The sequence below is a fragment of the Streptomyces sp. NBC_00878 genome (genome assembly GCF_026341515.1).
Lineage (GTDB): Bacteria > Actinomycetota > Actinomycetes > Streptomycetales > Streptomycetaceae > Streptomyces.
In genome coordinates, this window is sequence record NZ_JAPEOK010000002.1 from 77,329 (window position 1) to 102,284 (window position 24,956).

Genomic DNA, 24,956 nt, shown 5'->3' on the forward strand with positions numbered 1-24,956 from the left:
TGGCCGGAGGCGTCGATGGACGGCCCCCGGCGCGGGACCGGCGGTAGGGCGACCGGGCGCGGCCCAGGAGGGGGAAAGCGACCGTGCCGGTGCCATGGAGGAATGGATGCGGGCCGCACGTGCGGCGGGCGGGCCGGGTGACGGGTCTGTCGACCACGTGACCGGCCTGCCGACCGTGTGACGGGATGGAGCCCGGGAGTCGACGTGCGCCGCGGAACGGATCCGGCGCCACGGATCCGTGCGTAACCAGGGAGAGTTCTAGACCTGAGTGATGTTCAACGTCAAGGTCCCGCAAGGAAGTTGACGAACGTTCAACGACTGCACGGGGTGCGGAAGTTGAGGCTGGATCGGGTGGTGGGAGGGGGTTCTCCATGGCTCCGCCACATCTCCGACTCCCTTTTTCCACAAGGTGCTTGACCCTCGTTGTTTACCGGGGGTAACTTCCGTCGCGGCTACTGCTGCGTAACGAGAAAGCCCTTGCACTCGCCGGGAGGTGTGAGGAGGCGTGCGCCGTATTCGCTGTCCGCGCCAGGACAACGTGCCACTGAAGCCCTACCCGCACTGATACATGCCCATGGGAGCAGAAATGGCCTCGTCCTCGGACGCCACCTCGTCCGCCGGATCCACCCCCGAGCCCTCCGGAGCGTCGGAAAGCGGTTCCATCCCGGAGACCCCTGACAGCGCCGAGAGCCCGGAGAGTCCCGAGAGACGCGGACGGGTCCGTCTGCGCCGTGCCGCGGTGATGGCGGTGCCTGCCACCGCGGTCGCGGCCGGCCTGATGATCCTCACCGCCCAGGGGGCCCTGGGAGTGCAGTTCGCGATTTCCGGTATGCCGTTCACGGTCACCGCGACGAACCTCGACGGTGAGGGCTTCGCCCAGTTCGGCGGTCTCGACCAGATGGCCCCGGGCAGCCCCAACGAGGGTGACACCGGCGGCCAGGTCCTCGTGGTGGTCTCCGCGATCAAGAAGGCGACCCTCACCAAGCTCTGCCAGAGCGTCGACCTCGGCGGCACGAACCTGCTCATCAGGGCCGGCGAGGGAAGCCAGAAGGTGTCCGCGGTCAACCTCACCACCGACTCCACCGAGCTGTCCGGTGACGCCTCCTTCGACAACATCGAGATCGGCAACGACGCCAGCACGCTCGACAAGTCCCATGCGCAGGGCCCGAAGGGCGTCTTCAGTCAGCAGGCCGACACCGTCCACATCGCCAACCTGCGGCAGACGAACTACGCCACCACGGCGGCGGTGTTCAAGCTTCCCGGTCTGAAGCTGAGCTTCAGCGACAAGGGCTGCTGATGGTCGCCTTCCGGCGCTGGCGCGCGGCCCGCCCGTTCTGGGGCGGGCTGCTGCTCACCCTGGGCGGTGCGGAGATCCTCGCCACGCAGAAGGCGTCGCTGAAGGTCGTCATGCACATCGGCATGCAGGGCCTGGCCGGCTACCTCCTGCCGGCCCTGATGCTGGTCTGCGGACTGCTGATCCTCTTCAACCCCGCGCAGCGCCTCTTCTACTCGATCCTGGGCGCCATGCTCTCCCTCGGTACCTGGCTCACCTCGAACCTGGGCGGCTTCTTCATCGGGCTCCTCCTCGGTGTCGTCGGCAGCTGCCTCACCTTCGGCTGGCTGCCGGACCAGGAACCGCGGCCGCGGCGCGCCCGTCCGTGGCGACGTCGCAGCCAGGAGCCCGTCCATCACCCGTAGGTCCGGCCCGTCACCCGTAGGTCCGGTCCGTCATCCGCAGGTCCGCTCCGTCGTTCGTAGGGACCGGGCCGTCTTCCGTGGTGTGCCGGGGCGCCGTGAACGGGCGGCGCCTCCCCGGGCGGTGGTCAGTGCACGCCGTGCGGGCGGAACTGGACGCTGATCCGGGCACCCGCCGCCCGCGTGCTCTTGGGAATCGCGTGCTCCCAGGTGCGCTGGCAGGAGCCGCCCATCACGATCAGGTCGCCGTGCCCGAGAGGGTGCCGCACCGGAGTGCCGCCCCGCCTGGGCCGTAGCAGCAGGTCGCGCGGAGCTCCCACGGAGAGGATGGCGACCATCGTGTCCTCACGCGCCCCGCGGCCGATCCGGTCCCCGTGCCAGGCCACGCTGTCCCGGCCGTCCCGATAGAGGCAGAGCCCGGCGGTGGTGAACGGTTCCCTCAGCTCGTCGGCGTAGTGCGTGGACAGGGCATCCCGGGCCTCGTCCAGCACGGCATGCGGCAGCGCGTCATCGGCGAGGTAGAACGCGAGCAGTCGCGGTACGTCCACCATGTGCTCGTACATCTGCCGCCGCTCGGCCCGCCAGGGCACCTCGGCGGCCAGCCGCGCGAACAGCGCGTCCGCCCCGCGCAGCCAGCCCGGCAGCAGATCGATCCACGCCCCGTCGCCCAGCACGGTCCGGCGCAGCCCGTCGAGCGGACCGAGACGGATGTCGTCGGTCTGGTCGAACAGCGAACCCTGGAGGTGCGTGGACATGCCTCCAGAGTACCCACGTATTCGAATGTGTGTGCTACTCGGGTTCGGGCAGCCAGTGCAGGGCGAACCAGAGTTCCATGCGTACGCCGGGGTCATGCAGGTCGACGTCGAGGAGTTCGCCGACCCGGGCCAAGCGGTGGCGCACGGTGTTGCGGTGGACGTGGAGGGCCGCGGCGGTGCGGTCCCAGCTGCCGTGCAGGGTCAGCCAGGTACGCAGGGTTTCGAGGAGGACCGGGGCGCCGGGGGAAGCGGCCCCGTCGAGCGGGGCGAAGCGGGTGCGGGCCAGGTCGCGGGCGTCGGCCGGGGGGACGAGCCCGTGGACGGTGAGCGGGTCCCTGGTGTGCACGACGACGGGGACCTGGGCGGCGAGCGCGCGCTGGAGAGCGCGTTCGGCCTGGCGGTCGGCGTGCGACAGGTCCGAGGCCGGCGCGGGTGGGCTGAAACCGAGAACCCAGCCGAGGTCGGCGGCCTGCGCGGGGACTTCGGGGCGGGCGTCCGGAGCGCTGAGGACCAGGGCCTTGAGTTCGGAGCCCTCGACGTACAGGTAGGGGGTGCCCAGGGCAGTGCCCAGAGTGGCCAGTCGCGCCGGGTCGTCGCCCGGGTGCGATGCCGAAGCCGAGCCTGCGGACGTGTGCCGGCCGTGGACCACGATCCAGCAATGTTCGGCTGCCGCCGTGTCCGCGGGTGCGAGGGCGGGGGAGACGTCGGCCGGGGCGGCTCCGAGCATGAGCCGTACCAGTGCGCCGACGCTGTGGGTGTCGGTGCCCAGGGCGTGCCGGGGGCTGGTGAGCAGGGCCAGCAGAACGGTTGCCGTACTGGTGATCTGGCGGTGGACCAGGGTCGGGACCGCGGTGGTGGCCTGGCCGAGGGCGAGCGCCATGGTGGTGCCGTCCGCTCCGGGCAGGGTGTGGACGGTGAGGTGGGTTCCGCCCTGGTGGTCGGCCGCGGCGGCCGGTGCGGACCGTCCGGCGGGGCCTGTGCGGACCCGGGCGGTGGTACGTACGGCGAGGTCACGGACGCGTCCCGGCGTGGGGGAGGCGGGTCGAGGACCGGCGCTGAACAGCTCGTTGCCCTCGGAGTCGTAGAGGACGGCCCAGGCGCCGGTGTGCGCGCTGAGCCGGTCGAGTACGGCCTGGAGCGCGTCCGGCCGGGCGGCGGCCGTGGCCAGCGCCGACTGCGCCCGGGAGATCTCCCGAAGCTCACGGTTGCGGGCCTCGGCGATCGCGGCGTACGCGGCCTGCCCGACGGCCACGAACGGGGTGGCCGGCGGCAGTCGTAGGAGCGGGAGCCCGTGGCGGTCACAGGCGGCGACGAGCTCGGACGGAACCTCGTCGTGCACCGGGGCGACACCGAACCCCAGCGCGCCGACTCCGGCGGCGACGACCCGGCGCACGTACGTGTCGATGCCGTCCGCGTCGAGCGGGAGACGCACTCCCGCGGTGAGAAGCAGCTCGCCGCCCACCAGATACGGCGTCGGGTCCTCGATCTCCGTGGTGCCGACCGTACTGACCCGGCGGTCCCCGGCAGGCCCCGCGACCTGGCGCAGCCCGAGAGCGGGATCGGCGAGCAGCACGCTCAGCGGCACGGACGGCTGCTCGGACTCGGTCATGAGGGACATCCTCCCGGTCCGCCGGCAGCACGCATGAACCTCGCGGGCATCACGCGTGCCCGGCCGGAATCATCCAATGGGCGACTCCATATTGGACAGAACCGCCACTTCGACGCCAGCGCGTACGCGGATATCGTCATGCCACTCCCAGGGCACCCCCACTCCCCGGGCATCCCCGGCCCGGCCCCGCACCCGGTCGCCGACCTCTCCGCATCTTCCCGATCTTCCCGCTCCCGGAGGACTCAGATGACCGTCGACTACTTCGTCATGGCCGCATACCTGCTGGGCATCATCGGTGTCGGCTGGTGGGGCAAGAAACGTGCCGCGTCCAAGAGCGACTTCCTCGTCGCCGGAAGACGCCTGGGCCCGCTCATGTACACCGGCACGATGGCAGCCGTCGTCCTTGGCGGCGCCTCCACCATCGGCGGCGTACGCCTGGGCTACACCTACGGCATCTCCGGCGCCGCGATGGTCTTCGCCATCGGACTCGGACTGCTGGCCCTGAGCATCTTCTTCTCCGCCCGCATCGCCCGGCTCAAGGTCTACACCGTCGCCGAGATGCTCTCGCTGCGCTACGGCGACACCGCCGCCGTGATCTCCGGCGTCGTGATGTGGGTCTACACCCTCATGCTGGTCGTGACCTCCACGATCGCCTACGCCAGCGTCTTCGACGTCCTGTTCGACGTACCCAGCTGGGTCGCGGTGGTCATCGGCGGCACGATCGTCGTCGGCTACTCGGCGCTCGGCGGCATGTGGTCGATCACCCTCACCGACATGGTGCAGTTCGTCGTCAAGAGCCTCGGTGTGCTCGTCCTGCTGCTGCCCATCGCCGTGGTCAGGGCCGGCGGCTTCGGCGCCATGGCCGACAAACTGCCGGACGGCTATCTCTCCCCGACGTCCATCGGCGGTCAGACCATCGTCACCTTCGTCCTGATCTACACCTTCGGCATGCTCATCGGGCAGGACATCTGGCAGCGGGTCTTCACCGCCCGCTCCGACCGGGTCGCCGCCTGGGGCGGCACCGTCGCCGGCGTCTACTGCCTGGTCTACGCTCTGGCCGGAGCCGTCATCGGCATGGCCACCAAGAGCCTCTACCCCAGCCTCGCCGCCGCCGACCAGGCGTTCGCCACGATCGTCCAACATGCCTTGCCCACCGGTGTCAGGGGCCTGGTCCTGGCCGCCGCCCTCTCCGCGATGATGTCCACAGCGAGCGGCGCCCTGATCGCCTCCGCCACCGTCGCCAACAACGACATCTGGGCCCGGCTGCGCCACCGCACCCGCTCCGCCGCCACCGGCTCGGAGAACCCGCGGGACGGTGACGGGGCCGCCGACGAGATCGGGGACGAGATCGGCTCCAACCGGCTCGCCATCGTCGTCCTCGGGGTGGCCTCCATGGCCATCGCCTGTGTCCTCGGCGACGTCATCGAAGCCCTCACCGTCGCCTACAACCTGCTCGTCGGCGGCCTCCTCGTGCCCATCCTCGGCGGCCTCCTCTGGAAGCGCGGAAACCTGCCGGGCGCCATGGCCTCGATGATCGCGGGCGGCACCACGGTGGTCGTCTTCATGGTGACCGACGGCCTCCTCGCCAACGAGCCGATCTACTACGGCCTGCTCGCCGGGCTCGTCGCCTACCTGGCCGTCAGCCTGCTGACCGAGCCGACCGAGCAAGTCGTCGTCGAGGCGTGGCGCCGCCGTCTGGCGGGCGAACCGGCCCCCGCCACACCGGAGTTCAGCGCGGCCTGACCAGACCCGCAGTGTCCGACGTGCCCCGGGCGACCGGCCCGGGGCACGCACTCATCCCCCGACTCCCGGCCCCACGCCGGCAGGAGAGCCACTGATGACCGAGCTGTCCCTGCGCCCCGACCGCACCGTCGGCCCGATCGCCTCCGACGCCGCCGACGCATCCGACGAGGAACTGCGTCTGCGTCGCGAACTGGCCGCGGTCTACCGTCTCGTGGCGCACTTCAGGATGACCGACCTGATCTTCACGCACATCTCCGTCCGCCTTCCCGGCCCGGAGCACCACTTCCTGATCAACCCCTACGGCCTGCTCTTCGAGGAGATCACCGCGTCGAACCTCGTCAAGATCGACCCGACCGGCCACGCCGTCGAGGAATCCCCCCACCCGGTCAACCCCGCCGGCTTCGTCATCCATGGCGCGATCCACGCCGCCCGGTCCGACGCCCGCTGCGTCCTGCACACGCACACCAGGGCCGGCTGCGCCGTCGCGGCCCAGGAACACGGCCTGCTCCCGCTCAACCAGATCTCCATGGAGTTCTACGGCAGGCTCGGCTACCACGACTACGAGGGCGTCGCCCTCAACCTCGCCGAACAGCAGCGCCTGGTCGCCGACCTCGGCGATCACCCCGCGATGATCCTGCGCAATCACGGCCTGCTCACGGTCGGCGAGACCCCCGCCCAGGCGTTCCTGCGCATGTACTACCTGGACAAGGCCTGCGAGATCCAGACCGCGGCCACCGCCGCGGGCGCCGGGCTCGTCATCCCCGGCCCCGACGTCTGTGAACTCACCGCGCGTCAACTCGCGGGCGAGGACGAAAGCTCGGACCTCCAGGACGACAAGGCGTACGACCTCGCATGGTCGGCACTGCTCCGCCTGGTCGAGCGCATCGCCCCCGACTACAAGGACTGACCCGACCGCGACCACCTCTGGGACCCCGGCCCGCACGGACCGGCCGCGGATGTCACCCGTGGCTGGTGTCGATGACGCAGAAACGGTTCCCGTCGGGATCGGCCAGCACGACGAAGTCGGGATCCTCCGGATACAGGTCCCAGTCGACGGTCCGGGCACCGAGGGACAGCAACCGCTCGACCTCGGCGGCCTGATCCGCCGCGTCCCCGGCGTAGAGGTCGAGATGGACCCGCGGGTGCTCCTGCACCGGAGTCTCACTCAGGTTGAGCGCCAGTTGGGGACCGGTGCCTCGCGCGGGCACCAGCACCACCCAGTCGTCCTCCACCTTGTCGCGTGGGACGTACCCGAGAGCCTCCGTCCAGAACGTGGTCGCACGCCGCACATCCGACACACCCAGTACAACGGATCCGATCCTCAGCATGTGCCGATTGAAGCAGACGGCCCCCGTCGGAAAGGGCCTCTGCGCCATCCCGGTGTGAATTCGCATTCCCATGGTTCGTCACGATGTGCGACCGGCTGAATTTCTGGAGTCATGATGGCGTGTCGGTATTCGGGGAATCGTTTGGAGATGTCCGAGTGAGGGAAATGAATTCAATAGTGCTTCGGACAGGAGGCACGTCCGTGGGAGCTGGTTCGCCAGATCGCGGGTGTGTCCTGATCGGTTCGCGCGCGCGCACTCCCATGGTGACTGTCCCGTCAGCCCCCTCTGAGGGAGGTGCGACGCACCATGCGAACCACCGTCGGAACGAAGCAGCGTCCGCACGACGACACCCCCGACTCGGCCGCGGCCTTCGAACGCCTCGCCGCCCTGCCCGACGGCCCCGAGCGTCAAGCCCTGCGTGACGAACTGGTCCGGGCCTGGCTGCCCATGGCGAACCGCATAGCCCTGCGGTACCGGGGGCGCGGCGAGTCCGTCGAGGATCTCGGCCAGGTCGCGGCCCTCGGCCTCGTCAAGGCCGTCGACCGCTACGACCCCGAGCGCCGCAACGCCTTCGAGAGCTATGCCATCCCGACCATCACCGGCGAGATCAAACGCCACTTCCGCGACCACATGTGGGTCCTCCACGTGCCGCGGCGCGTCCAGGACCTGCGCAACCGGGTCCGCGCCGCGGTGAAGGAGCTGTCCCAGACGGCGCCGGGCCACAGCCCCACCGTCGCCGAGATCGCCGCGTACGCGCGGATGAGCGAGGACGACGTACGGGCCGGATTCGAGGCCCTCGACAGCTTCACCGCCCTCTCCCTGGACGCCGAACTCCCGGGCAGCGACGACGGATACGCGCTCGGGGACGCCCTCGGGGAGTCCGATTCCGGGTTCGACCTCGTCGTCGACCGGGAGGCCGTGAAGCCCTGTCTCGCGGCGCTGCCCGAACGCGAGCGAACCATCCTCTACCTGCGCTTCTTCCGGGGCATGACCCAGACGTGCATCGCGCAGCAACTGGGTATCTCGCAGATGCATGTCTCCCGGCTGCTCAGCGGCTGCTGCGCCAGGGTGCGCGATGAAGCCCTCGCGGAGGGCGAGGTCGACGACGAAGGCCGTGACTCAACCGCCCGTCACGGGTCGTCCCGGGCCGGGCGGCTGAGTGGCGAGCTCACTGCCGAACCCTCCCGGGAGCGGTTTGCCAGTGGACTGCCACTGTTCGAACTAACCAGTCCGGGCTGAACAAAACACCCTCAACACGACGGCGGAGAATCATCCGGCAGTGAGGTGGGTCCAAATCGGTCGAGAGCGTCTTCCAAAGCGGTCCGGATATCCGGCGGGAGATCGCCCTTATGTCCCCAGACGAGGATCATCTCCGCGACATTCCGCAGTTTGATGTTGGTGTGCTGGGACACTTCCCGCAGCACCGCCCACCCCTGGCCGGGTGTCACCCGGCCGAGCGCCACCATCATGCCGATCGCCTGGTCCACGACGGCGTGAGAGGTCACGGCCTCCTTCAACTGGCCGATCTCCTCCTGCAGTTCGACGATCCGGGGCGTGTCCTCGTGGAGTACGTCCTCGTGGGGCGCGGCCCGGTCCGGCGGGCCGGCACCCGGCTCGTCGGCTTCCGCACCGGCATCTGGGCTCATTCGTCCATCGTCGCCACTCGACCGGGTGAATGCCAGCGTGACCGTGACGCGCATCCGCATGGCTGCACAGGGTGGTGGATTGCTCACGGATTGCGAAGGGTGGGTGTCGGGCGCAGGGTGGAAACGCCAGTCCAACCCCCATCGAAGGACGGAAAACCATGGGTAAGTCAAAGGGCAAGGCCAAGCAGATGAAGGGCAAGATGAAGGAGACCACCGGCAAGGCCATGGGCGATGTGCCCATGGAGAACGAGGGCCGGGGCGAACAGATGACGGGCAGGGCCCAGGAACTCGCCGCGAAGACCGCCGAGCGCGTCAAGAAATCCGGCCGGTAGTCCGGGCTCCGGCCCACACGCGTGTACGCCCCCGGACGGTCGCACTGGGCTTTTGGCCCTGAGCCCGGCGGGGGCGTCCCGTGTCCCACGCCCATGTTCAGCCCGCTCAGAGGGTGCCGGGGCGGACCAGGCCGGTCCTTTTGACTCCGCTCAGGATGGGGGTGACCTCCATGGTGGAGATGTGGGGGAGGGCGCCGATGTCGTCGCTCAGGAAGTGGTAGAGCGCGTTGAGGTCGGCGGCGGCGACGGCCACGAGGAGGTTCGCCGAGCCGGTGGTGGCGGAGGCGAAGCGGACCTGTGGGTGGCGGCTGAGTTGCCGGCCCGTCTCCTCCAGACCGCCGGGCGCGACGGTGATCCACAGCAGCGCCTCGCTGCGGATGCCCAGCCGCGCGAGGTCGACTTCGGTCGCGAGTCTGACGACCTGGTCGCCGACCAGCGTCTCCAGTCGTCGACGAGCGGTGACGGGCGTGGTGCCGGCGCGGCGGGCGAGGTCGGCGTAGGAGGCTCGTCCGTCCTCGGCCAGAGCGGTGATCAGCGCGTGGTCGACGGGCAGGAGAGCCGAGCGGACGGCCGGGGCGGATGTGTCCGGCCGCAGGCTGGTCAGCTCGGCTTCCGTCAGCAGGCCGCCGCTCCAGTCGAAGGCCGCCGGGAAGACCCGCAGGAGGACGTGAGAGGTCCACGACCGGACCGCGGGCGTGGCGGGAAGATCGCGCAGCAGCAGCGAGTTGCGCGCGTCCGGCCCGTCCAGGAACAGGATGGTGCAGATTTCGTCGCCGCCGCCGAGGACGTCCACCCAGATCGTGTCGGCGCGACGGGCCAGAGTGGCGGCGATGGCGCTGATCTGGTGGGGACGGCATCGGATGCGCAGGGCCAGCGGAATCAGATCGGGGAACCACACGGGATTGCGTACGGCGGTGGCGCGCAGCGTCCTGTCGTGGAACAGCGGTGCCGCGCGACGCACCACGGTGCGCTCCGAGATGCCCAGTACACGTCCTACCGTGCGCCAAGAAGCCCGCGGGGAAGCCAGCATCGCGGCCGCGATCCGACGGTCTGTTTCATTCAAGAGATGGCTTGCTTTCGCCGTATTTCTGGATAGCTTGTCCGTCATTCGCGCCTCCAGCCCATCCTTCTGGCCCAGATCGATGCTCCCGGATAGAAATACCTCGGAGCAACCGGGACAAGAAGAGGTGAGGACGATGACGGGTATCGCAGACCGGATCGCGGAGACGGACCGCGGCAAGGTCAGGGGCACGACGCAGGGCGAGGCGATCTCCTTCAGGGGAATCCCGTATGCCGCGTCGCCGGTCGGTGAGCTGCGTTTCGCGCCGCCCCAGCCGCACGCGGGATGGTCAGCGGTACGGGAGGCGGTGCATGCCGGACCGGCCGTCCCGCAGGCCGCCTCCCGGCTGGAACCGGTGATGGGGTCCCGCGTGCCGGACTGGAACGAGGACGGCAGCCTGACCGTCAACGTCCACACTCCGCTGCGGGCGTTCGAGGACAGTGAGTCCTGCCCGGTCCTGGTGTGGTGGCACGGGGGCGGCTTCAGCAGCGGCTCCGGCGGATGGGACTGGTACGACGGCGGCAGGCTGGCCGCACTGGGCGACATCGTGGTGGTCACCGCGAACTACCGGCTGGGCCCGCTGGGTTACCTGTACCTGCCGGAGAGCGGTGCCGCCAACCTCGGGCCCCAGGACCAGGCCGCCGTGCTGCGCTGGGTGCGCGAAAACATCGCCTCCTTCGGCGGCGATCCGCGCAATGTGACGGTGGGCGGGCAGTCGGCCGGAGCGTACTCGGCCCTGTCGCTGGCACTCGATCCGCAGACGTCCGGACTCGTGACCCGGGTGCTGCTGCAGAGCGGCCCCTTCGGACTGCTGCCGCAGGACCCGCGGAACGCCGCCGAGAACGCCGAAGCCTATCTGCGGCTGCTCGATGTGCCGGACGGAGCGGATACCGCAAAGGCGCTGCGCGCGCTGCCCGTTGAGCAGTTGCTGTCCGCCTACGGCCGGCTCGCGGGGCAACTCGCGCGTCCGGGCAACGCCGCCCCGCCCATGTATCCGGTACTCGGCGGCCCCGGTGTTCCCCGCGACCTGCACCGGGCAGTCGCGGACGGCGCGCTGGAGGGCAAGCCGCTGCTGATCGGTACCACCCGAGACGAGGCGACGGCCTTCACCGCCTTCGACCCGCGCATCCACAACCTCACCCCCGTCGGCGCGCTGGACCTCCTGACCGGCCAACTCGGCGAACAGGCCCACGAGGTCTACGAGCGGTACGCCGCCCGACTCGAGTCGCCCACAGCGACGCAGGTTCTCACCGCGGTGCAGACCGATGAGCTGTTCCGCAACGACTCGCTGCGGATCGCCGACCACCACGCGGCCGGCGGCAACGCCACCTACGTCTACCAGTTCGACTACCGGCCTGCCGAGGACGAGCACGGCCTGGGCGCCACTCACTGCGCCGACCTTCCCTTCCTCTTCAACACCTTCGGCGCCTACCCCGACAGCCCGATGCTGGGCAGGCCCACCGACGCCGTACGGGCCCTGGGCCACACCTTCGCCACCGCCGTCGCCGAGTTCGTGACGACCGGATCGGTGAACGACTGGCTGCCCTACGCGCCCGCGACGGCCGCCCGTATCCGCCACTTCGGCTGAAAATCCGGTACTCCGGCCGAGGCACATCAATCCACTTTGTTGTGACTGGCCCTGTCCTCACCGTGCGGGAGCCCGTTGGGATGGGCCTGCTTCCGCCGACGGGTGGGACGCGCGGAATCCGCTTGCAGCAGCTTGAAAGGCCCTTCATGACCATGCCGCGTACACGCTCGTTCGTGCAGGTCGACGTGTTCTTCACGAGCCCCTATTCCGGTAACCCGGTCGCGGTCGTCCTGGACGGGACGGATCTGAGCGATGAGGAGATGCAGCGCCTGGCGCAGTGGACGAACCTGTCCGAGACCACCTTCGTGCTGCCGCCCACGGTCCCGGAGGCGGACTACCGGTTGCGGATCTTCACTCCCCAGGGTGAGCTGCCGTTCGCCGGGCACCCCACCCTCGGCTCCGCGCACGCGTGGCTGGACGGCGGCGGTGTACCGCGGCACGCCGACCGCGTGGTGCAGGAGTGCGCCGCAGGCCTGGTCACCGTACGCCGTGGCGAGGACGCGCTGTCCTTTGCCGCCCCGCCTCGCGTGCGTGAGGGCGCGCTCGACGACGAGTATCTGCACCGGATCGTGGCCGCGTTCGGCATCGAGCGGGACCGAGTCGTGGCCCACCAGTGGGTCGACAACGGTCCCGGCTGGGCCGTGATCCACCTGCCCACGGCCGAGGAGGTCCTCGCCCTCGAACCCGACTTCTCCCTCTTCCCGGATGCGATGGTCGGCGCGATCGGGGCCTACCCCCAGGGGTCCCCGCACCACTTCGAGATGCGTACCTTCGCACCCGGTGTCGGAGTGCCCGAGGACCCCGCGTGCGGCAGCATGAACGCCGGCGTCGGTCAGTGGCTCACCTCCACCGGCGGCGCACCCTCCTCCTACCGGGTCTCGCAGGGCGCGAGACTGGGACGGGCCGCGAGCATCGAGGTCAGCGCCGATACGGACGGCACCGTCTGGGTCAGCGGCGCCGCCACGGTCTGCATCCGCGGGACCATCACTGTCTGACCGTCATGGGGTGTCGGCCGTGAGCGTCTTCATGGTGACGTAGCTGGTCACCGTGGCCACGCCGGGCAGGCTGGCCAGCTGGTTGGCGTGGAAGTCCTCGTACGCGGGCAGGTCGGCCACCTCGACCTGGAGCAGATAGTCGAAGTTGCCGGTGATGTGGTGGCAGGCGGCCACCTCGGACAGTCGGGTGACCTCACGCTCGAACGCGACCACGTCCGCGCGGGTGTGCCGCATCAGCCGCACACCCGCGAACACCCGCAGACTGCGGCCGACCGCGGCGGGATCGATCAGCGCCCGGTAGCCGCGGATGACCCCGGCCTCCTCCAGCTGACGCACGCGCCGCAGGCAGGGTGACGGCGAAAGACCGACCCGGGCGGCGAGCTCGTTGTTGCTGATACGACCGTGCTGTTCGAGCACGGCCAGAATCGACCGGTCCACCTCATCCATGGTGGCAGATTATTGCTCTCAGAGCCCGCCTACCACAATCCTGCGCCTGCCCTGAGCGCAATTTGCTGCCAAAGTTGCCGAGATCCGGTCACATCAGGGCGACGGTCGGCCACGCTTCATGGAGTCATCGAGTCATCCATCGAGTCATGGAGTGACACGACGGTCCACGGAAGGGCAGCCATGCCGGGCAAGAGCACGATCACCGTTCACGCCGATCGCGAAGTCCATCCCAGCCGGGCCGTGGCACCGCCCATCTACCAGACGGCGGCGTTCTCGGCCGAGGACGGGGAGACATTCGCGCAGGGCGCCGTTGCCCCGCGGGGCAAGGACTTCTACACCCGCTTCGGCAACCCGAACCACGCGCAGGTCGCGGCCGTCGTCGCCGAACTGGAGGGCACCGAGGCGGCCATGGTCACCGCGTCCGGGATGGCCGCGCTCACCACGGCCGTGCTGGCGCTGGTGTCCGCCGGTGACCACGTCATCGGGCAGAAGTCCACGTACGGGGGTACGGCGTCGGTGCTGCTGAACCTGCTGCCGCGACTCGGTGTGTCGACCACTCTGGTGGACCAGACCGACCCGGCCGCGTTCGCGAAGGCGCTGACGCCGCAGACCCGCCTGATCCTGGTGGAATCCCCGAGCAACCCGCTGCTCCAGATCACCGACCTGCGCGCCGTCGCGGACCTGGCCCGCGCGCACGACGTGCTGACCATGGCGGACAACACCTTCGCCACTCCGCTGAACCAGCGACCGGCGGACTTCGGCATCGATCTGGTCTGGCACAGCGCGACCAAGTACCTCAACGGCCATTCCGATGTCTCGGCCGGAGTGGTGGCCGGGCGGGCCGAGATCCTGGACCGGATCTGGGACGTCGGCCTGCTCACCGGTGCCACGCTCGGCCCGATCGACGCGTGGCTGCTGCTGCGCGGCATACGCACCCTGCCGCTGCGGGTGCCGCGGCACAACACCAACGGCCAGGCGCTCGCGGAGGCGCTGAACGAGCATCCGGCAGTGGCGAAGGTGCACTATCCCGGCCTGGCGACCCACCCGCAGCACAAGCTGGCGGCTTGGCAGATGAGCGGTTTCGGCGGGGTGCTCGGCATCGAGTTCGCGGGTGGCTTCGAGATGGCCGACGCGTTCCTCGGGCGACTGCGCTACCCCCGCAGGTCGGCCAGTCTCGGCGGCGTGGAGTCGCTGGCCGTGCATCCGGCCTCCATGTGGCGCGGAATGCTCAGCGAGGAACAGATCGCCGAGTCGGTTCCGCTGGGCCTGGTCCGGCTGGCCGCGGGCACGGAGGACACGGCCGACCTGGTCGCGGACGCGCTTGAAGCGGCAGATGCGGTGCTCGCCGAAACCGATGCGCGGACGTGATCTTCAACCATCCGAAAGCGCCTGTGCGCGACTGCGGGCGACTCTGAAGGAGTGCATTCGATGACGAAGAAGACCCTGCTCACCGGCGGCATCGTGGTCAGCATGGACCCGGCCGTCGGCGATTTCGAGCGCGGTGACGTGCTGATCGAGGACGGCGTGATCGTCGAGGTGGCCGAGCGCGTCGACGCGCCGGACGCCGAGGTGATCGACGCGACCGACCGGATCGTCATGCCCGGCTTCGTGGACAACCACCGCCACTCCTGGCAGACCGCGTTCCGAGGCGTCGGCGCGGACTGGACGTTTCCCGAGTGGGCGGTGGCCATGCACGGCACGGTCAAGCCCCATTACCAGACCGAGGACGTCTACGTAGGCACCCTGCTCGGCCGCCTGGAAGCCCTGCACTCCGGCGTGACCACGATGCTGGACTGGTACCACGTCGCGCAGAGCCACGCGCACGAGGACGCCGCCGTCGCCGCGCTGCGGGACGCGCCGGGACGGTCGATCTTCTGCCTCGGCGCCGGATGGGGCACCTCCGACTCCGTCGACGCCGACATCCGCCGCGTCCGCTCCGACCTGGCCGGGGACGGCCTGGTCACCATGGCGCTGGGGCTGCGCGGCGCCGACGACACCAGCATGGACACCGTCGCCCGGGAGCTGAAGCTGGCGGCCGAACTCGGCCTGCGCACCAGCCTGCACGTCGACGGTGACGGGGCGAGCGGCGGCGACGGTACGCGGCACCCGGTCGCCGACCTGCACGAGCACGGTCTGCTGCGGGACACCACCACGTTCGTGCACGCCAACGGGCTCAGCGACGAAGAGCTGCGGATGCTCGCCGACGCGGGCAGCTCGGTGTCGATCAGCCCGGACGTGGAGCTGAAGATGGGCTTCGGATGGCCGATGACCGGCCGGGTACTGGCCGCCGGCCTGCGTCCGACGCTGTCCATCGACGACGTCCCGTCGGTCGGCGGCGACATGTTCTCCACGATCCGTACGGCCTTCGCCGTGCAGCGCGGCCTGGACGGCGGCCTGCGCTCCCGGGACCTGCTGGAGTTCGCCACCGTCGATGCCGCCCGGTCGTGCGGGCTCGATGCCCGGACGGGCAGCATCACGCCCGGCAAGGACGCCGACATCATCCTGCTGCGCGCCGACGACCTGACCGTGTTCCCGGTCACCGACCCGGCCGCCACCGTTGTCAGCGCCGGCCATCCCGGCCTGGTGGACACCGTTCTGGTCGCCGGCCGTGTCGTCAAGCGCGACGGCGTGCTGGTGGGCGTGGACCTGCCGGCGCTGAGGACCCGACTGCTCGCATCACGCGACCGGATCGCGGCGGCCGCCGGCATCCCGCTCGACGGCACATGGCGCCCACGGCCGGCATCGGCGGCGTAGGAGCACTTGGCTGTGCACGTCCGAAGTCCGAAAGGTGGCTGGAGAGGTCCGACGCCCGCGGCGGACACCAGCCGCTCGTGGTGGCCCCGCAGTACTGCGAGGCCACCACGAGCTCTCCGAACCCGGCCGTATCAGGATCATCCCGTGAGGCTGATACCGAAGACGTCCAGGACGCCATAGACACCGAGGAACACGATCGCCGCGCTGCTGACGGCGAGCGCCACGGTCAGCCACGGGCTGCCCCGGAAGCGCTTCTCGACGCCCGTGGACCGCAGCCGCCAGACCGCGATCACCACGGCGAGCAGGAAGACACCGCCGCCGATGCCACCGATCTGCACCATCAACACCGGCGACTGCACGTACAGGAAGAACGACGCCCACACCGGCGGCAGGCAGTAGGTCAGGATCTGGATCGTGCGCCGCCGTACGCGGACGTCGTGCCAGTCGATCACCCCGAGCAGTCCGAGCGTGTTGGTCCACAGCCGCGGCACGCTGGCCGTCGACCCGACGAGCGTCGAGAAGAGCACCGTGAACGCGCCGATGAGGAAGAGGTACTCGGCCCAGGGACCCATCGTGTCGGTGTAGATACGTGACAGCGTGGTGATCATCGAGTTGCCCTCGGGCACCAGGTTCTGCGGATGCAGCACGGCCGCCCCGATGACATAGAACGAGAGGGTGCACAGCGTGCAGACCAGCCAGCCGGCGGCGACGTCCAGACGCATCACCTTCAGCCACCCCTCGGCCCGCCGCGCACGCTCCTCGCTCCCGTCGTCCGGACCCGTCCAGCGGGCGTAGCCCTTCTCGATGCACCAGTAGGTGTACGTCGTCATCTCGTCCGCGCCGACACCGGTGATCCCGAACATGGCCAGTGCTATCCCGGCCGTGCCCGCGGGGATGAGGAAGCTGAAGCCCTCGCCCAACTCGCCGGTCCCGTAACCGAAGTCGGTCAGCGGAAGCCCGAGCGCGAGTGCCACCGTGGCCACGGTGAACACGACCACGGAGGCGAAGCACAGCTGCTCCACGACGCTGTACTTGCCGGTCCGCAGTAGCACGACGGCGAGCGCGGTGACGAGCACCGTCCACACCACGAGCGAGCTGTGGCTCAGTGCGTCGCCGGTGATCGGCCACATCACCGAACAGGCGGCCGCGGTACCGCCGATGATGCCGCCCCGCTGGAACATCTTGGCGAAGTCCATCCCGATCCAGAGCCAGTTGATCCAGCTCACGGGGCCGATCCGCGGGCCGACGTCGCGGTAACCCTCCAGTGCGGTACGGCCGTTGAGGATCGTCCAGCGGGCCAGTTCCATCTGCACCCACACCTTCACCCCGGTGCTGATGACGACCAGCCACAGCAGCACGAACCCGGCGCGCGCGCCGAGCGAGGTGGTCACGATGAGCTCGCCCGAGCCCACCACGGCGGCCGACAGGACGAAACCGGGGCCGAGATGGCGCAGCCGCCCGGTGACGGTGGTCGGCGCCTCGCGGACGTCCTCGGCGCGCAGGGCGTACGGGTCGGACTCTGTCGGGACGGCGGCGGATGCCGTCCGGGGAGAGGTGGTTTCTGGCATGGCGGATCCTTCGAGGTGTCCGGCACCGTTGCCTGGACTAGGGGACGGGGAAGGGCTCAGCGGGGCTTCGGCTCCGACTTCGACTTCGGCTTGGACGTCGGCTTGGGCTTGGACGTTGGCTTGGGCTCGGGTTCCGGCTCAGGTTTGGTTTGGGCCCGGGCTTCGGGGAGGGGGAGCGGTTCAGGGGGCCGGGTGCAGCGGGGGCCGGCCCGCGAGGACCCGTACGACGTCCTCCGCGACCATCGCGCCCATCGTGCGGTTGGCCTCGTGGCTGCACGCCGCCATGTGCGAGGTGAGCAGGACGTTCGGGGCGGTGCGCAGCGGGCTGTCGCCGAGGGGCTCGTGTGCGAAGGCGTCGAGGGCGGCTCCGCCGAGGTGGCCTTCGACGAGGAGTGCCGCGAGTGCCTCCTCGTCGACGAGGCCGCCCCGGGCGGCGTTCACCAGCAGTGCGCCCGGCTTCATGGCGGCGAGCCGGCGGCGGTCCAGGAGCGGGCCCGCGCCGGACGTCGCGGGCAGATGCAGGCTGACGACGTCGGCACGGGCCAGGCAGTCGTCCAGTGGGGCGGGCGAGGCGCCGGACGAGCGGATGTCGGCGTCGTCGACGTACGGATCGTGGGCGAGCACCGACATGCCGAAGGCGAGGGCATAGCCGTTCAGCAGGCGTCCGATACGGCCGAAGCCCACCACGGCCAGGGTCTTTCCGGCGAGTTCGCCGCCGAACAGCTTGGGCCACTCTCCGTGCGCCACCCGCTGATGGGAAGCGGTGATGCGGCGGCCGGCGTCCAGGATGAGGCCGAAGGTGAACTCGGCGACCGCCCGGGAGTTGCTGCCGGGCGCGCACACCACGGGGATGCCACGGGCCCGCGCGGCGGCGAGGTCGATGGTGTCGACGCCGACGCCGTGCTTCGCGATGACCTTGAGCCGGTCGGCCGAGTCGATCACGTCGGCGGTGATGTCATCCATACCGACCACCAGCGCGTCGACCTCGCCGATCCGCTCGCGCAACTCGCTGCCAGGCAGGGCGGATTCCTCGTACGGGCGCACCGGGCCCGCGCCCGCCCGCTCCAGGATCCGCCAGGGTTCGGGGGAGTGCCGGGAGAAGGTCGGAGTGGTGATGAGCGTCGTCGTCATACGGGAACCTCCCGGTCCGCCCAAGTCGGGCTGAGGCGGAGGCACTTGATCGTGCGGCGGCGGTGACGGCCGCACGTGCTGGGGAGGGTGCCGGAGTTCTTGGCCAGGCAGTGGCCGCCACCGGTCTTCGGGTCACGGCGCGAGGTGAGAGCGGAGGCGTGGATGTGCGCGGTCGGCGGCGACAGCTTGGCCAGGGCGCGGCCGGGGACGGTGGTGGGACGCGGGCGCACGGCGCCGTCGGCGCGGGCCGGTTGTGCCGTCATCGGGTCGGCCCGGCCGTACGCGCGGCGCTGAGATGCTGGCCCGCGACCTGCTCCAGGTGGACGAGATCGCAGGCGACAGTGACGTACGTGAAGCCCTCGGCGAGCCGTTTGGCGGCGCTCGCGCCGTCCGGGTTGTGGATGCCGACGGCGATTCCGGTGGTGGCGGCGGCTTCTCGCACCCTGACCAGCGCGGCCTCGAACTCGTCCGCGACCGCGGGGTCCGTGGAGGTGGCTCCGCCGAGTGCGAAGCGCAGGTCGGAGGGGCCGATGTAGACCCCGTCGAGACCGTCGGTGGCACAGATCTCGTCCACGTTGGCGAGGCCCTGGGCGGTCTCGATCATCGCAAGGACCACGGTCTGCGCGTGGGCGTCGGCCGGGTTGGGGCCGATGCGCAGGCCCGAACGCATCGGTCCGTACGAGCGCTTGCCGAGCGGCGGATAGCGTACGGCGGCCACCGCGTCGGCGGCGTCCCGCGCGTTGTCGACGAGCGGGACGATGACACCGGCCGCGCCCGCGTCCAGCGCCTTGCCGATCGGCATCGGGTCGTTGGCCTCGACCCGGACCAGGCCGACAGCGGTCGACCCCTTCGTGTCGATCGCGGTCAGCGAGGCGAGCACGCCCGCGTACTCCAGCAGCCCGTGCTGGGCGTCCAGCGCCACATAGTCGTAGCCGAGGCGGGCGATGCGTTCGGTCGAGACCGGCGAGTCGAGGACGGACCAGTAGCCGACAAGCGGTTCACGGGCGCGCAATGCGGCTGCGAACGTGGCGGGAGTACTGGCGGAGGCGGAGGGCATGGCAGCTCCTTGAGGATTCGTGCAGTTCAAGCGATTTTGGGCGCCTGACGGGTAGTCCCCTGGTCGGGGTAGGGGGCCGTGGAGGGGCGCCCCGTAAGGGGCGCGGGGAACTGCGCGACCAGCCACAAACGACCCGCACCCGGAGTGCTACCTGTCGACGGGAGCACTGGGCGGCGGTCACCGGTTGTACGCGGGCATGGGCCCACGCAACCCCGCCCCGACCTCGTCACAAGCCGCCATCACATCGGCCGGCAACGGACCGGCCCCCGCCGCGGCGATGTTGGCGAGCAGATGCGAGGTCTTCGACCCGCCGAGCAGCAGCGCGTCGGTGGAGTCGCGGTTCAGGAGCCAGCGCAGGGCGAGGTCGGTGAGCGGAATGCCCGCGGCCGTCGCGACGGCGGTGAGCCGGTCGACCGCGGAGAAGAGCCGTTCGTCCCAGTAGCGCTCCCGGTACATCGCGGCGACCGTGGAATCCCCGAACCGGCCCGACTCCGGGGCCTGCTCGAAGCGGTGACGGCCCGTCAGCAGGCCCCCGCCGAGCGGGTTGTAGACCATCGTGCGCAGGCCGCTCACGGCGGCGTACTCGACGTACTCCTCCTCGATACGGCGCGCCAGCAGGTTGTGCAGCTGCTGGGCGACGACGGGACGCGGCGCGCCCACCTCGTCGGCGGTGCGCACGAGTTCGGAGATCTGCCAGGCCGCGTAGTTGGACACGCCGAGGGCGCGGATCTTGCCCTCGGCGGCGAACTCGGCGACGGTGGCGAAGGTTTCGGCGAGCGGTGTCGCACGGTCGGGCTGGTGGAGGTAGAAGAGGTCGACCGAGTCGGTGCCGAGCCGCTTGAGGCTGCCCTCCAGGGCGGCCCGCAGACCGGCGGCGGAGAGCGGGGCGTGCTCGCCCTGGTCGGGGTGCGGGATACCGGCCTTGGTCGCCAGGACGATCCTGTCGCGCCGCCCGGGCAGGAGCCCGGCGAGGATGCGCTCGCTCTCACCGCCCGCGTAGCCGTTGGCCGTGTCGACACCGGTGATGCCGGCGTCGAGCGCGGCATCGAGCATGGCCGCCGCTCCGGAGGCGTCCACGGTGTCGCCGAACGTCATGGTGCCCAGGACGAGCCGGGAGAGCGGAACGGGGATGTTCGGCAGGGTGATGCCGGTGGTCACGAGCGGGTTCCTTCCGGTGCGGGATAAGCGATGGACTGGCGGCCGTCGATCGCGTGGGTGAGCGCCTGCCGCACGGCGCGCCGCACGATCACCGTGGCGTCGAACGGGTTGAGCCTGTTGTCGAGACTCACCAGGGAGCGGTTCAGGCTGAGTCCGAGTCCGAGTCCGAGTCCGAGGGCGAGCGTGCTGGGGCCGGGCCCTCCGGTGGGGGCGGCAGAGGCGGGCAGCGGAACGACGGCGCCGCCGCCCGTACCGCCGAGGGCGCCCCGGCGCCGCGCGGTCCGGCGCAGCACGGTCCGGTGGCTGGGCGGCCCTGGCGGGGGAAGGGGATGAGGAGTTGGGGTCATCGTCGACCTTCTCGGATTCTGGAGGGCGACCGGCTCTGCTGTCGTCGCCCGGCCACCGGGCGACGAACAGGTGTCGCGCCGGAAAAGGTGGCACGCTTGCGTGAAGTGCGCAAGAGGTCTCGCGCACTTCGCGCAGGCTGTGTCATCATCGGCGCCGAGGCCGTCCTCCCGCTCCGGACCGCCCGACGAGGTACCCGCCGAAGGAGGTTCGAGTGTCCCGCACCACCCGCCCGGGGCGCCCGCCCCGCGTACTGGCCCTCGCCGACGACCTGTCCGGCGCCGCCGAGACCGCGGCCGCGCTCGGCCTGCGCGGGCGGATCGTGCTGGGCCCCACCACGGCACCGCCCCGCGACGGCGAGTCGGTCGTGCTGGACCTCGACACCCGGCAGCAGGCCCCGGAGGACGCGGCGAACGTGGTACGGGCCGCGCTGGCGTACGCCGACGGAGGCGTGGTCCTGAAGAAGATCGACTCGCTGCTGCGGGGCAACCTCGCCGCCGAGGCGGCCGCGTACGCGACCGGCGCCACGGGTGTCGTGATCGCCCCCGCCCTGCCGGTGGCCGGCCGTACCGTGCGCGAGGGTGTCGTCAACCTGCACGGCACCGCGCTGCACACGACCGACGCCTGGCGCGCGGAGCCGGGAGCGGCGCCGGTGTCGGTGGGGGCCGCCCTGGGCGGCGTACCGACGCGGGTGGTGCCACTGGCGACGGTACGCGCGCCTGAACCGGCGCTGTACGACCGGCTGCGGGCGCTCGTGGCCGAGGGCCACCACCCGGTGTGCGACGCGGAGACGGACGCGGACCTCGACGCGATCGCCGAGGCCGCGCTTCAACTCGGGCCGGGAATGCGGCTGATGGGTACGGGCGGGCTGGCGGCGGCACTCGGACGCAGGCTCGCGGCGGCGGCGACGACAGCGGCGGAGACGGTTGCGGAGGAGGCGGCGCACGGCGCTGGGCTGCTCCCGGGAACGCTCGGCGACCGTCCCACGGAGGCCGAGCGGAGCCACCGCACGGAGACTACTGAGCGGGGCCGTCGCACAGTGGTCGCCAGGGTCCGCCCCGCGGATCCAGACCAGGATCGCCCGGCAGATGGCGACCAGCATCGCCTCGCAGATGCCGACCAGGACCGCTCCCCGGCCAGACCGCTGCTCGTCGTGGTCGGCACCGCAGAACCCACCGCCGTTGCGCAGATCGCGCAACTCGTCGCGGTCGGTGCGCGTCACATCCCGCTGCCCGCGCACACCCTCACCGACCACTCCACCAGGTCGACCCTGAACATCCGTACAGAAGACGGCCGCACGCCGGACGGCATCACCGTCGTCAGCATCGACGGCACCCACGCCGTCGATCCCGGTGCGGCCCGCAACCTGGTCGTGGGTCTGGTCCTCGCGGTCACCGAGGCCGCGCACGACAGCGACCTGGTCCTGACCGGCGGCGAGACAGCCCGCCGCGTTCTCGACGCCCTTGGCATCCGCGAACTCCTGCCCCTCGACCAGATCCATCACGGCGCCGTGCGCTCCCGCACGGCCGACGGCCGCCACGTCGTCACCCGCCCCGGCAGTTACGGCGACACCGACTCACTGCTGCGCATCGCCCGCGCACTGCGGCCAGGCCTCACGCCGCACCCCGGCCACACGCCGCACTCCGACCAGCCGGTCGCCCCACCCCTTTCGCCCGCCCCGCTAGGAGAACCCACGTGAACGCAGCCCCCACCGCCGCGCCCGCCGAGCAGTCCGGCACCGCCGGACGCCCGCTCCCGATCATCGCGGTGACCATGGGCGACGGCGCCGGCATCGGACCGGAGGTCATCGTCCCGGCGCTGCTGAACGCCGACACCCTGCGCGGCTGCCGCCCCGTCGTCGTCGGCGACGCCGCACGCCTCCGCCAGGCCGCGGACATCCTCGGCGTCACCTGTGACATCGTGCCCGTCGACGGCCCCGCCCAGGCGGAGTTCACGCCCGGCCGCATCAACGTCGTGGACCTCGGCCTGCTCCCGCCCGACCTCCCCTGGGGCGCCCTCTCGGCGAAGGCCGGCGACGCCGCGTACCACTACGTCCGGGTCGCCGCCCAACTCGCCCTGAACGGCGACGTCCACGGCATCTGCACCGCCCCCCTCAACAAGGAGGCCCTGCACGCCGCCGGACACCTCTACCCCGGACACACCGAACTCCTCGCCCATCTCACCGGCGTCGAGGAGGTGTCGATGATGCTGTCGACTCCCAAGGTGAAGGTCATCCACGTCACCACGCACATCGGTCTGATCGACGCCGTCAACCGGATCGAGCCCGGACTCGTCGAGCGCACCGTGCGCCGCGGCCACGACGCGATGGTCCGCGCCGGCGTCGAGGCACCCGTGATCGGTGTGTGCGGCATCAACCCGCACGCCGGTGAGAACGGCCTGTTCGGCAACGGCGAGGAGGAGACGAAGATCGTCCCGGCCCTGGAGGTGCTGCGCGCCGACGGCATCGACGCGCGCGGCCCGCTCCCCGCCGACACGGCCTTCTTCCTCGCGGCCCGCGGTGACTACGACCTCATCGTCGCCATGTACCACGACCAGGGCCACGGCCCGGTGAAGGTCCTCGGCATCGAGGCGGGCGTCAACCTCACCGTGGGCCTGCCGGTCATCCGTACCTCCGTCGACCACGGCACCGCCTTCGACATCGCCGGAACCGGCCGGGCCGAGGCCGGTAGCATGGTCGAGGCGCTGCGCCAGGCCGCCGAGATGTCATCCGCTCCGGCCGCCGCCCGCTGACCCCGGCCCGTCGGCACCATCGGCACCACAGGACACCAGAGGACAGAGACTGATGTCTGCGATCGGCTCCAAGGCCCGGCGCGACCGGATCGTCCAGCTCGCCACCACCACCGGCCTGACCAGCGTGGAGGAACTCTCCCAGCTGTTCGGCGTCACGGCCTCCACCATCCGCCGCGACCTCGCCAGGCTCACCACCGACGGACGGCTCGCCCGTACGTACGGCGGCGCGATGGCCCTGTCCGCGCACCCGGAGGCCTCGCTGCGCCAGCGCACCGGCGAGGCCTACGACGCCAAGCGCGCCATCGCCCGCTGGGCGGCGGCCCAGGTCCAGCCCGGCGAGACCCTGCTGCTCGACGCGGGCTCCACGGTCGGCGCGCTCGCACACGAACTGCGTACGGCCAAGGACGTGACCATCGCGACCACCGGACTGACGGCGCTTCAGGAACTCGCCGACGTCGAGACCGTCCACGTCGAATGCCTCGGCGGCACCCTCAGACCGCTCAGCCAGGGCTTCGTCGGCCCGTTGACCGAGGCCGCCCTCGAACGGCTCACCTTCGACCGGGTCTTCCTCGGCACCGACGGAGTCTCGCCGGAGCACGGGATCTGCGAGGCGGACCTGCGCCAGACCCGCCTGAAGGAACTCATGGCCCGCCGCGCCGACCACGTCTACGTACTGGCCCACGCCGCGAAGCTGGGCCGCCGCCCCTTCCACGCCTGGGCCACCCTCCCCGAGGGCTGGACCCTGGTCACGGACGACACGGCCGACCCCGGCATCCTCGACGAACTGCGCGGGCGCGGAGTGAACACCGTCCTGGCCGAGCCCGTTGGTGCCCTCTGACCTGGCATGCCCTGACCTGACTTGACGCGATCTGACCCGACGTGACCTGACCTGACATCGTCGGCCGCGGCCCGAGCGGCACGTTCGCGCCGATTCCCGGCAGCCCCGTTCCGGCAATCCCTTCCCGGCAACCCCTTCCCGCCGGGCCGGACAGCA

At 70.8% G+C, this 24,956-nt stretch carries 24 protein-coding genes and 1 pseudogene; 13 read left to right on the forward strand and 12 right to left on the reverse strand.

Features of this window, described 5'->3' with window-relative positions; translation table 11 throughout:
* Positions 1–586: 586 nt before the first annotated feature.
* Together OHA11_RS44900 and OHA11_RS44905 are read left to right on the forward strand one after the other, a co-directional pair.
* Complete coding sequence (locus OHA11_RS44900; protein ID WP_266508082.1) at positions 587–1,297, forward strand: DUF6230 family protein; 711 nt, start codon at positions 587–589, stop codon at positions 1,295–1,297.
* Complete coding sequence (locus OHA11_RS44905) at positions 1,297–1,698, forward strand: DUF6114 domain-containing protein (protein WP_266508084.1); 402 nt, start codon at positions 1,297–1,299, stop codon at positions 1,696–1,698. The genes OHA11_RS44900 and OHA11_RS44905 overlap by 1 nt, the downstream gene beginning before the upstream one ends.
* A 125-nt stretch (positions 1,699–1,823) precedes the next feature.
* On the opposite strand, the gene OHA11_RS44910 is transcribed toward OHA11_RS44905, so the two are convergent.
* Entirely contained in the window at positions 1,824–2,450 is a 627-nt protein-coding gene (locus OHA11_RS44910) for an alpha-ketoglutarate-dependent dioxygenase AlkB (RefSeq protein ID WP_266508085.1), read from the reverse strand.
* 34 nt (positions 2,451–2,484) lie between these two features.
* Complete coding sequence (locus OHA11_RS44915) at positions 2,485–4,059, reverse strand: PucR family transcriptional regulator (RefSeq protein ID WP_266508086.1); 1,575 nt, start codon at positions 4,057–4,059, stop codon at positions 2,485–2,487.
* Between the two features lie 246 nt (positions 4,060–4,305).
* Here OHA11_RS44915 and OHA11_RS44920 point away from each other — a divergent pair, with 246 nt between their 5' ends.
* Together OHA11_RS44920 and OHA11_RS44925 are read left to right on the forward strand one after the other, a co-directional pair.
* On the forward strand, positions 4,306–5,802 hold the full coding sequence (locus tag OHA11_RS44920; protein ID WP_266508088.1) for a sodium:solute symporter: 1,497 nt from the start codon (positions 4,306–4,308) through the stop codon (positions 5,800–5,802).
* Positions 5,803–5,896: 94 nt separating this feature from the next.
* Positions 5,897–6,709: a class II aldolase/adducin family protein gene (locus OHA11_RS44925; RefSeq protein WP_266508090.1), complete on the forward strand. Its 813-nt coding sequence runs from the start codon at positions 5,897–5,899 to the stop codon at positions 6,707–6,709.
* Positions 6,710–6,761: 52 nt separating this feature from the next.
* Here OHA11_RS44925 and OHA11_RS44930 read toward each other — a convergent pair whose 3' ends face one another.
* Entirely contained in the window at positions 6,762–7,130 is a 369-nt protein-coding gene (locus OHA11_RS44930) for a VOC family protein (protein WP_266508091.1), read from the reverse strand.
* A gap of 306 nt (positions 7,131–7,436) precedes the next feature.
* Between OHA11_RS44930 and OHA11_RS44935 the strand changes: the two are divergent.
* Positions 7,437–8,222, forward strand: a pseudogene (locus tag OHA11_RS44935) (RNA polymerase sigma factor SigF); the annotation flags it as partial.
* Positions 8,223–8,380: 158 nt separating this feature from the next.
* Here the strand turns inward: OHA11_RS44935 and OHA11_RS44940 are convergent.
* The gene (locus tag OHA11_RS44940) at positions 8,381–8,677 is read right to left on the reverse strand and encodes an ANTAR domain-containing protein (RefSeq protein WP_266508631.1); all 297 of its coding nucleotides are present in this window, start codon (positions 8,675–8,677) and stop codon (positions 8,381–8,383) included.
* Between the two features lie 257 nt (positions 8,678–8,934).
* Here OHA11_RS44940 and OHA11_RS44945 point away from each other — a divergent pair, with 257 nt between their 5' ends.
* Positions 8,935–9,108 carry a CsbD family protein gene (locus tag OHA11_RS44945; protein WP_266508093.1) on the forward strand — a complete coding sequence of 58 codons (174 nt, stop codon included), beginning with the start codon at positions 8,935–8,937 and terminating at the stop codon, positions 9,106–9,108.
* 106 nt (positions 9,109–9,214) lie between these two features.
* Here OHA11_RS44945 and OHA11_RS44950 read toward each other — a convergent pair whose 3' ends face one another.
* Positions 9,215–10,216: an AsnC family transcriptional regulator gene (locus OHA11_RS44950; RefSeq protein ID WP_266508095.1), complete on the reverse strand. Its 1,002-nt coding sequence runs from the start codon at positions 10,214–10,216 to the stop codon at positions 9,215–9,217.
* A gap of 88 nt (positions 10,217–10,304) precedes the next feature.
* Here OHA11_RS44950 and OHA11_RS44955 point away from each other — a divergent pair, with 88 nt between their 5' ends.
* Both OHA11_RS44955 and OHA11_RS44960 read left to right on the forward strand, forming a co-directional pair.
* Positions 10,305–11,756, forward strand: coding sequence for a carboxylesterase/lipase family protein (locus tag OHA11_RS44955; protein WP_266508097.1), 1,452 nt, complete (start codon positions 10,305–10,307; stop codon positions 11,754–11,756).
* Between the two features lie 152 nt (positions 11,757–11,908).
* Positions 11,909–12,751 carry a PhzF family phenazine biosynthesis protein gene (locus OHA11_RS44960; RefSeq protein WP_266508099.1) on the forward strand — a complete coding sequence of 281 codons (843 nt, stop codon included), beginning with the start codon at positions 11,909–11,911 and terminating at the stop codon, positions 12,749–12,751.
* A 3-nt stretch (positions 12,752–12,754) separates the two neighbouring features.
* Here OHA11_RS44960 and OHA11_RS44965 read toward each other — a convergent pair whose 3' ends face one another.
* Complete coding sequence (locus OHA11_RS44965; protein WP_266508100.1) at positions 12,755–13,198, reverse strand: Lrp/AsnC family transcriptional regulator; 444 nt, start codon at positions 13,196–13,198, stop codon at positions 12,755–12,757.
* 180 nt (positions 13,199–13,378) lie between these two features.
* Here OHA11_RS44965 and OHA11_RS44970 point away from each other — a divergent pair, with 180 nt between their 5' ends.
* Positions 13,379–14,566, forward strand: coding sequence for a PLP-dependent aspartate aminotransferase family protein (locus tag OHA11_RS44970; RefSeq protein ID WP_266508101.1), 1,188 nt, complete (start codon positions 13,379–13,381; stop codon positions 14,564–14,566).
* A 60-nt stretch (positions 14,567–14,626) separates the two neighbouring features.
* Positions 14,627–15,952: an amidohydrolase family protein gene (locus OHA11_RS44975; protein WP_266508102.1), complete on the forward strand. Its 1,326-nt coding sequence runs from the start codon at positions 14,627–14,629 to the stop codon at positions 15,950–15,952.
* 137 nt (positions 15,953–16,089) lie between these two features.
* Here OHA11_RS44975 and OHA11_RS44980 read toward each other — a convergent pair whose 3' ends face one another.
* The 6 genes from OHA11_RS44980 to OHA11_RS45005 form a co-directional block, all read right to left on the reverse strand.
* Positions 16,090–17,520, reverse strand: coding sequence for an Nramp family divalent metal transporter (locus OHA11_RS44980; RefSeq protein ID WP_266508104.1), 1,431 nt, complete (start codon positions 17,518–17,520; stop codon positions 16,090–16,092).
* A gap of 180 nt (positions 17,521–17,700) precedes the next feature.
* On the reverse strand, positions 17,701–18,651 hold the full coding sequence (locus tag OHA11_RS44985; protein WP_266508106.1) for a phosphoglycerate dehydrogenase: 951 nt from the start codon (positions 18,649–18,651) through the stop codon (positions 17,701–17,703).
* Positions 18,648–18,914 carry a hypothetical protein gene (locus OHA11_RS44990; protein WP_266508107.1) on the reverse strand — a complete coding sequence of 89 codons (267 nt, stop codon included), beginning with the start codon at positions 18,912–18,914 and terminating at the stop codon, positions 18,648–18,650. Before OHA11_RS44990 ends, OHA11_RS44985 begins: the two co-directional genes overlap by 4 nt.
* Positions 18,911–19,708, reverse strand: coding sequence for an HpcH/HpaI aldolase/citrate lyase family protein (locus OHA11_RS44995; protein ID WP_266508108.1), 798 nt, complete (start codon positions 19,706–19,708; stop codon positions 18,911–18,913). The genes OHA11_RS44990 and OHA11_RS44995 overlap by 4 nt, the downstream gene beginning before the upstream one ends.
* Before the next feature lie 177 nt (positions 19,709–19,885).
* On the reverse strand, positions 19,886–20,866 hold the full coding sequence (locus OHA11_RS45000) for an aldo/keto reductase (RefSeq protein WP_266508109.1): 981 nt from the start codon (positions 20,864–20,866) through the stop codon (positions 19,886–19,888).
* On the reverse strand, positions 20,863–21,213 hold the full coding sequence (locus OHA11_RS45005) for a hypothetical protein (protein WP_266508110.1): 351 nt from the start codon (positions 21,211–21,213) through the stop codon (positions 20,863–20,865). The genes OHA11_RS45000 and OHA11_RS45005 overlap by 4 nt, the downstream gene beginning before the upstream one ends.
* 212 nt (positions 21,214–21,425) lie before the next feature.
* On the opposite strand from OHA11_RS45005, the gene OHA11_RS45010 reads away from it, so the two are divergent.
* The 3 genes from OHA11_RS45010 to OHA11_RS45020 are packed head-to-tail and all read left to right on the forward strand — an operon-like array spanning position 21,426 to position 24,800.
* Entirely contained in the window at positions 21,426–22,910 is a 1,485-nt protein-coding gene (locus tag OHA11_RS45010; RefSeq protein WP_266508111.1) for a four-carbon acid sugar kinase family protein, read from the forward strand.
* Positions 22,907–23,962: a 4-hydroxythreonine-4-phosphate dehydrogenase PdxA gene (gene pdxA, locus OHA11_RS45015; RefSeq protein ID WP_266508112.1), complete on the forward strand. Its 1,056-nt coding sequence runs from the start codon at positions 22,907–22,909 to the stop codon at positions 23,960–23,962. Before OHA11_RS45010 ends, pdxA begins: the two co-directional genes overlap by 4 nt.
* A gap of 52 nt (positions 23,963–24,014) precedes the next feature.
* The gene (locus tag OHA11_RS45020) at positions 24,015–24,800 is read left to right on the forward strand and encodes a DeoR/GlpR family DNA-binding transcription regulator (protein ID WP_266508114.1); all 786 of its coding nucleotides are present in this window, start codon (positions 24,015–24,017) and stop codon (positions 24,798–24,800) included.
* Positions 24,801–24,956: the final 156 nt, after the last annotated feature.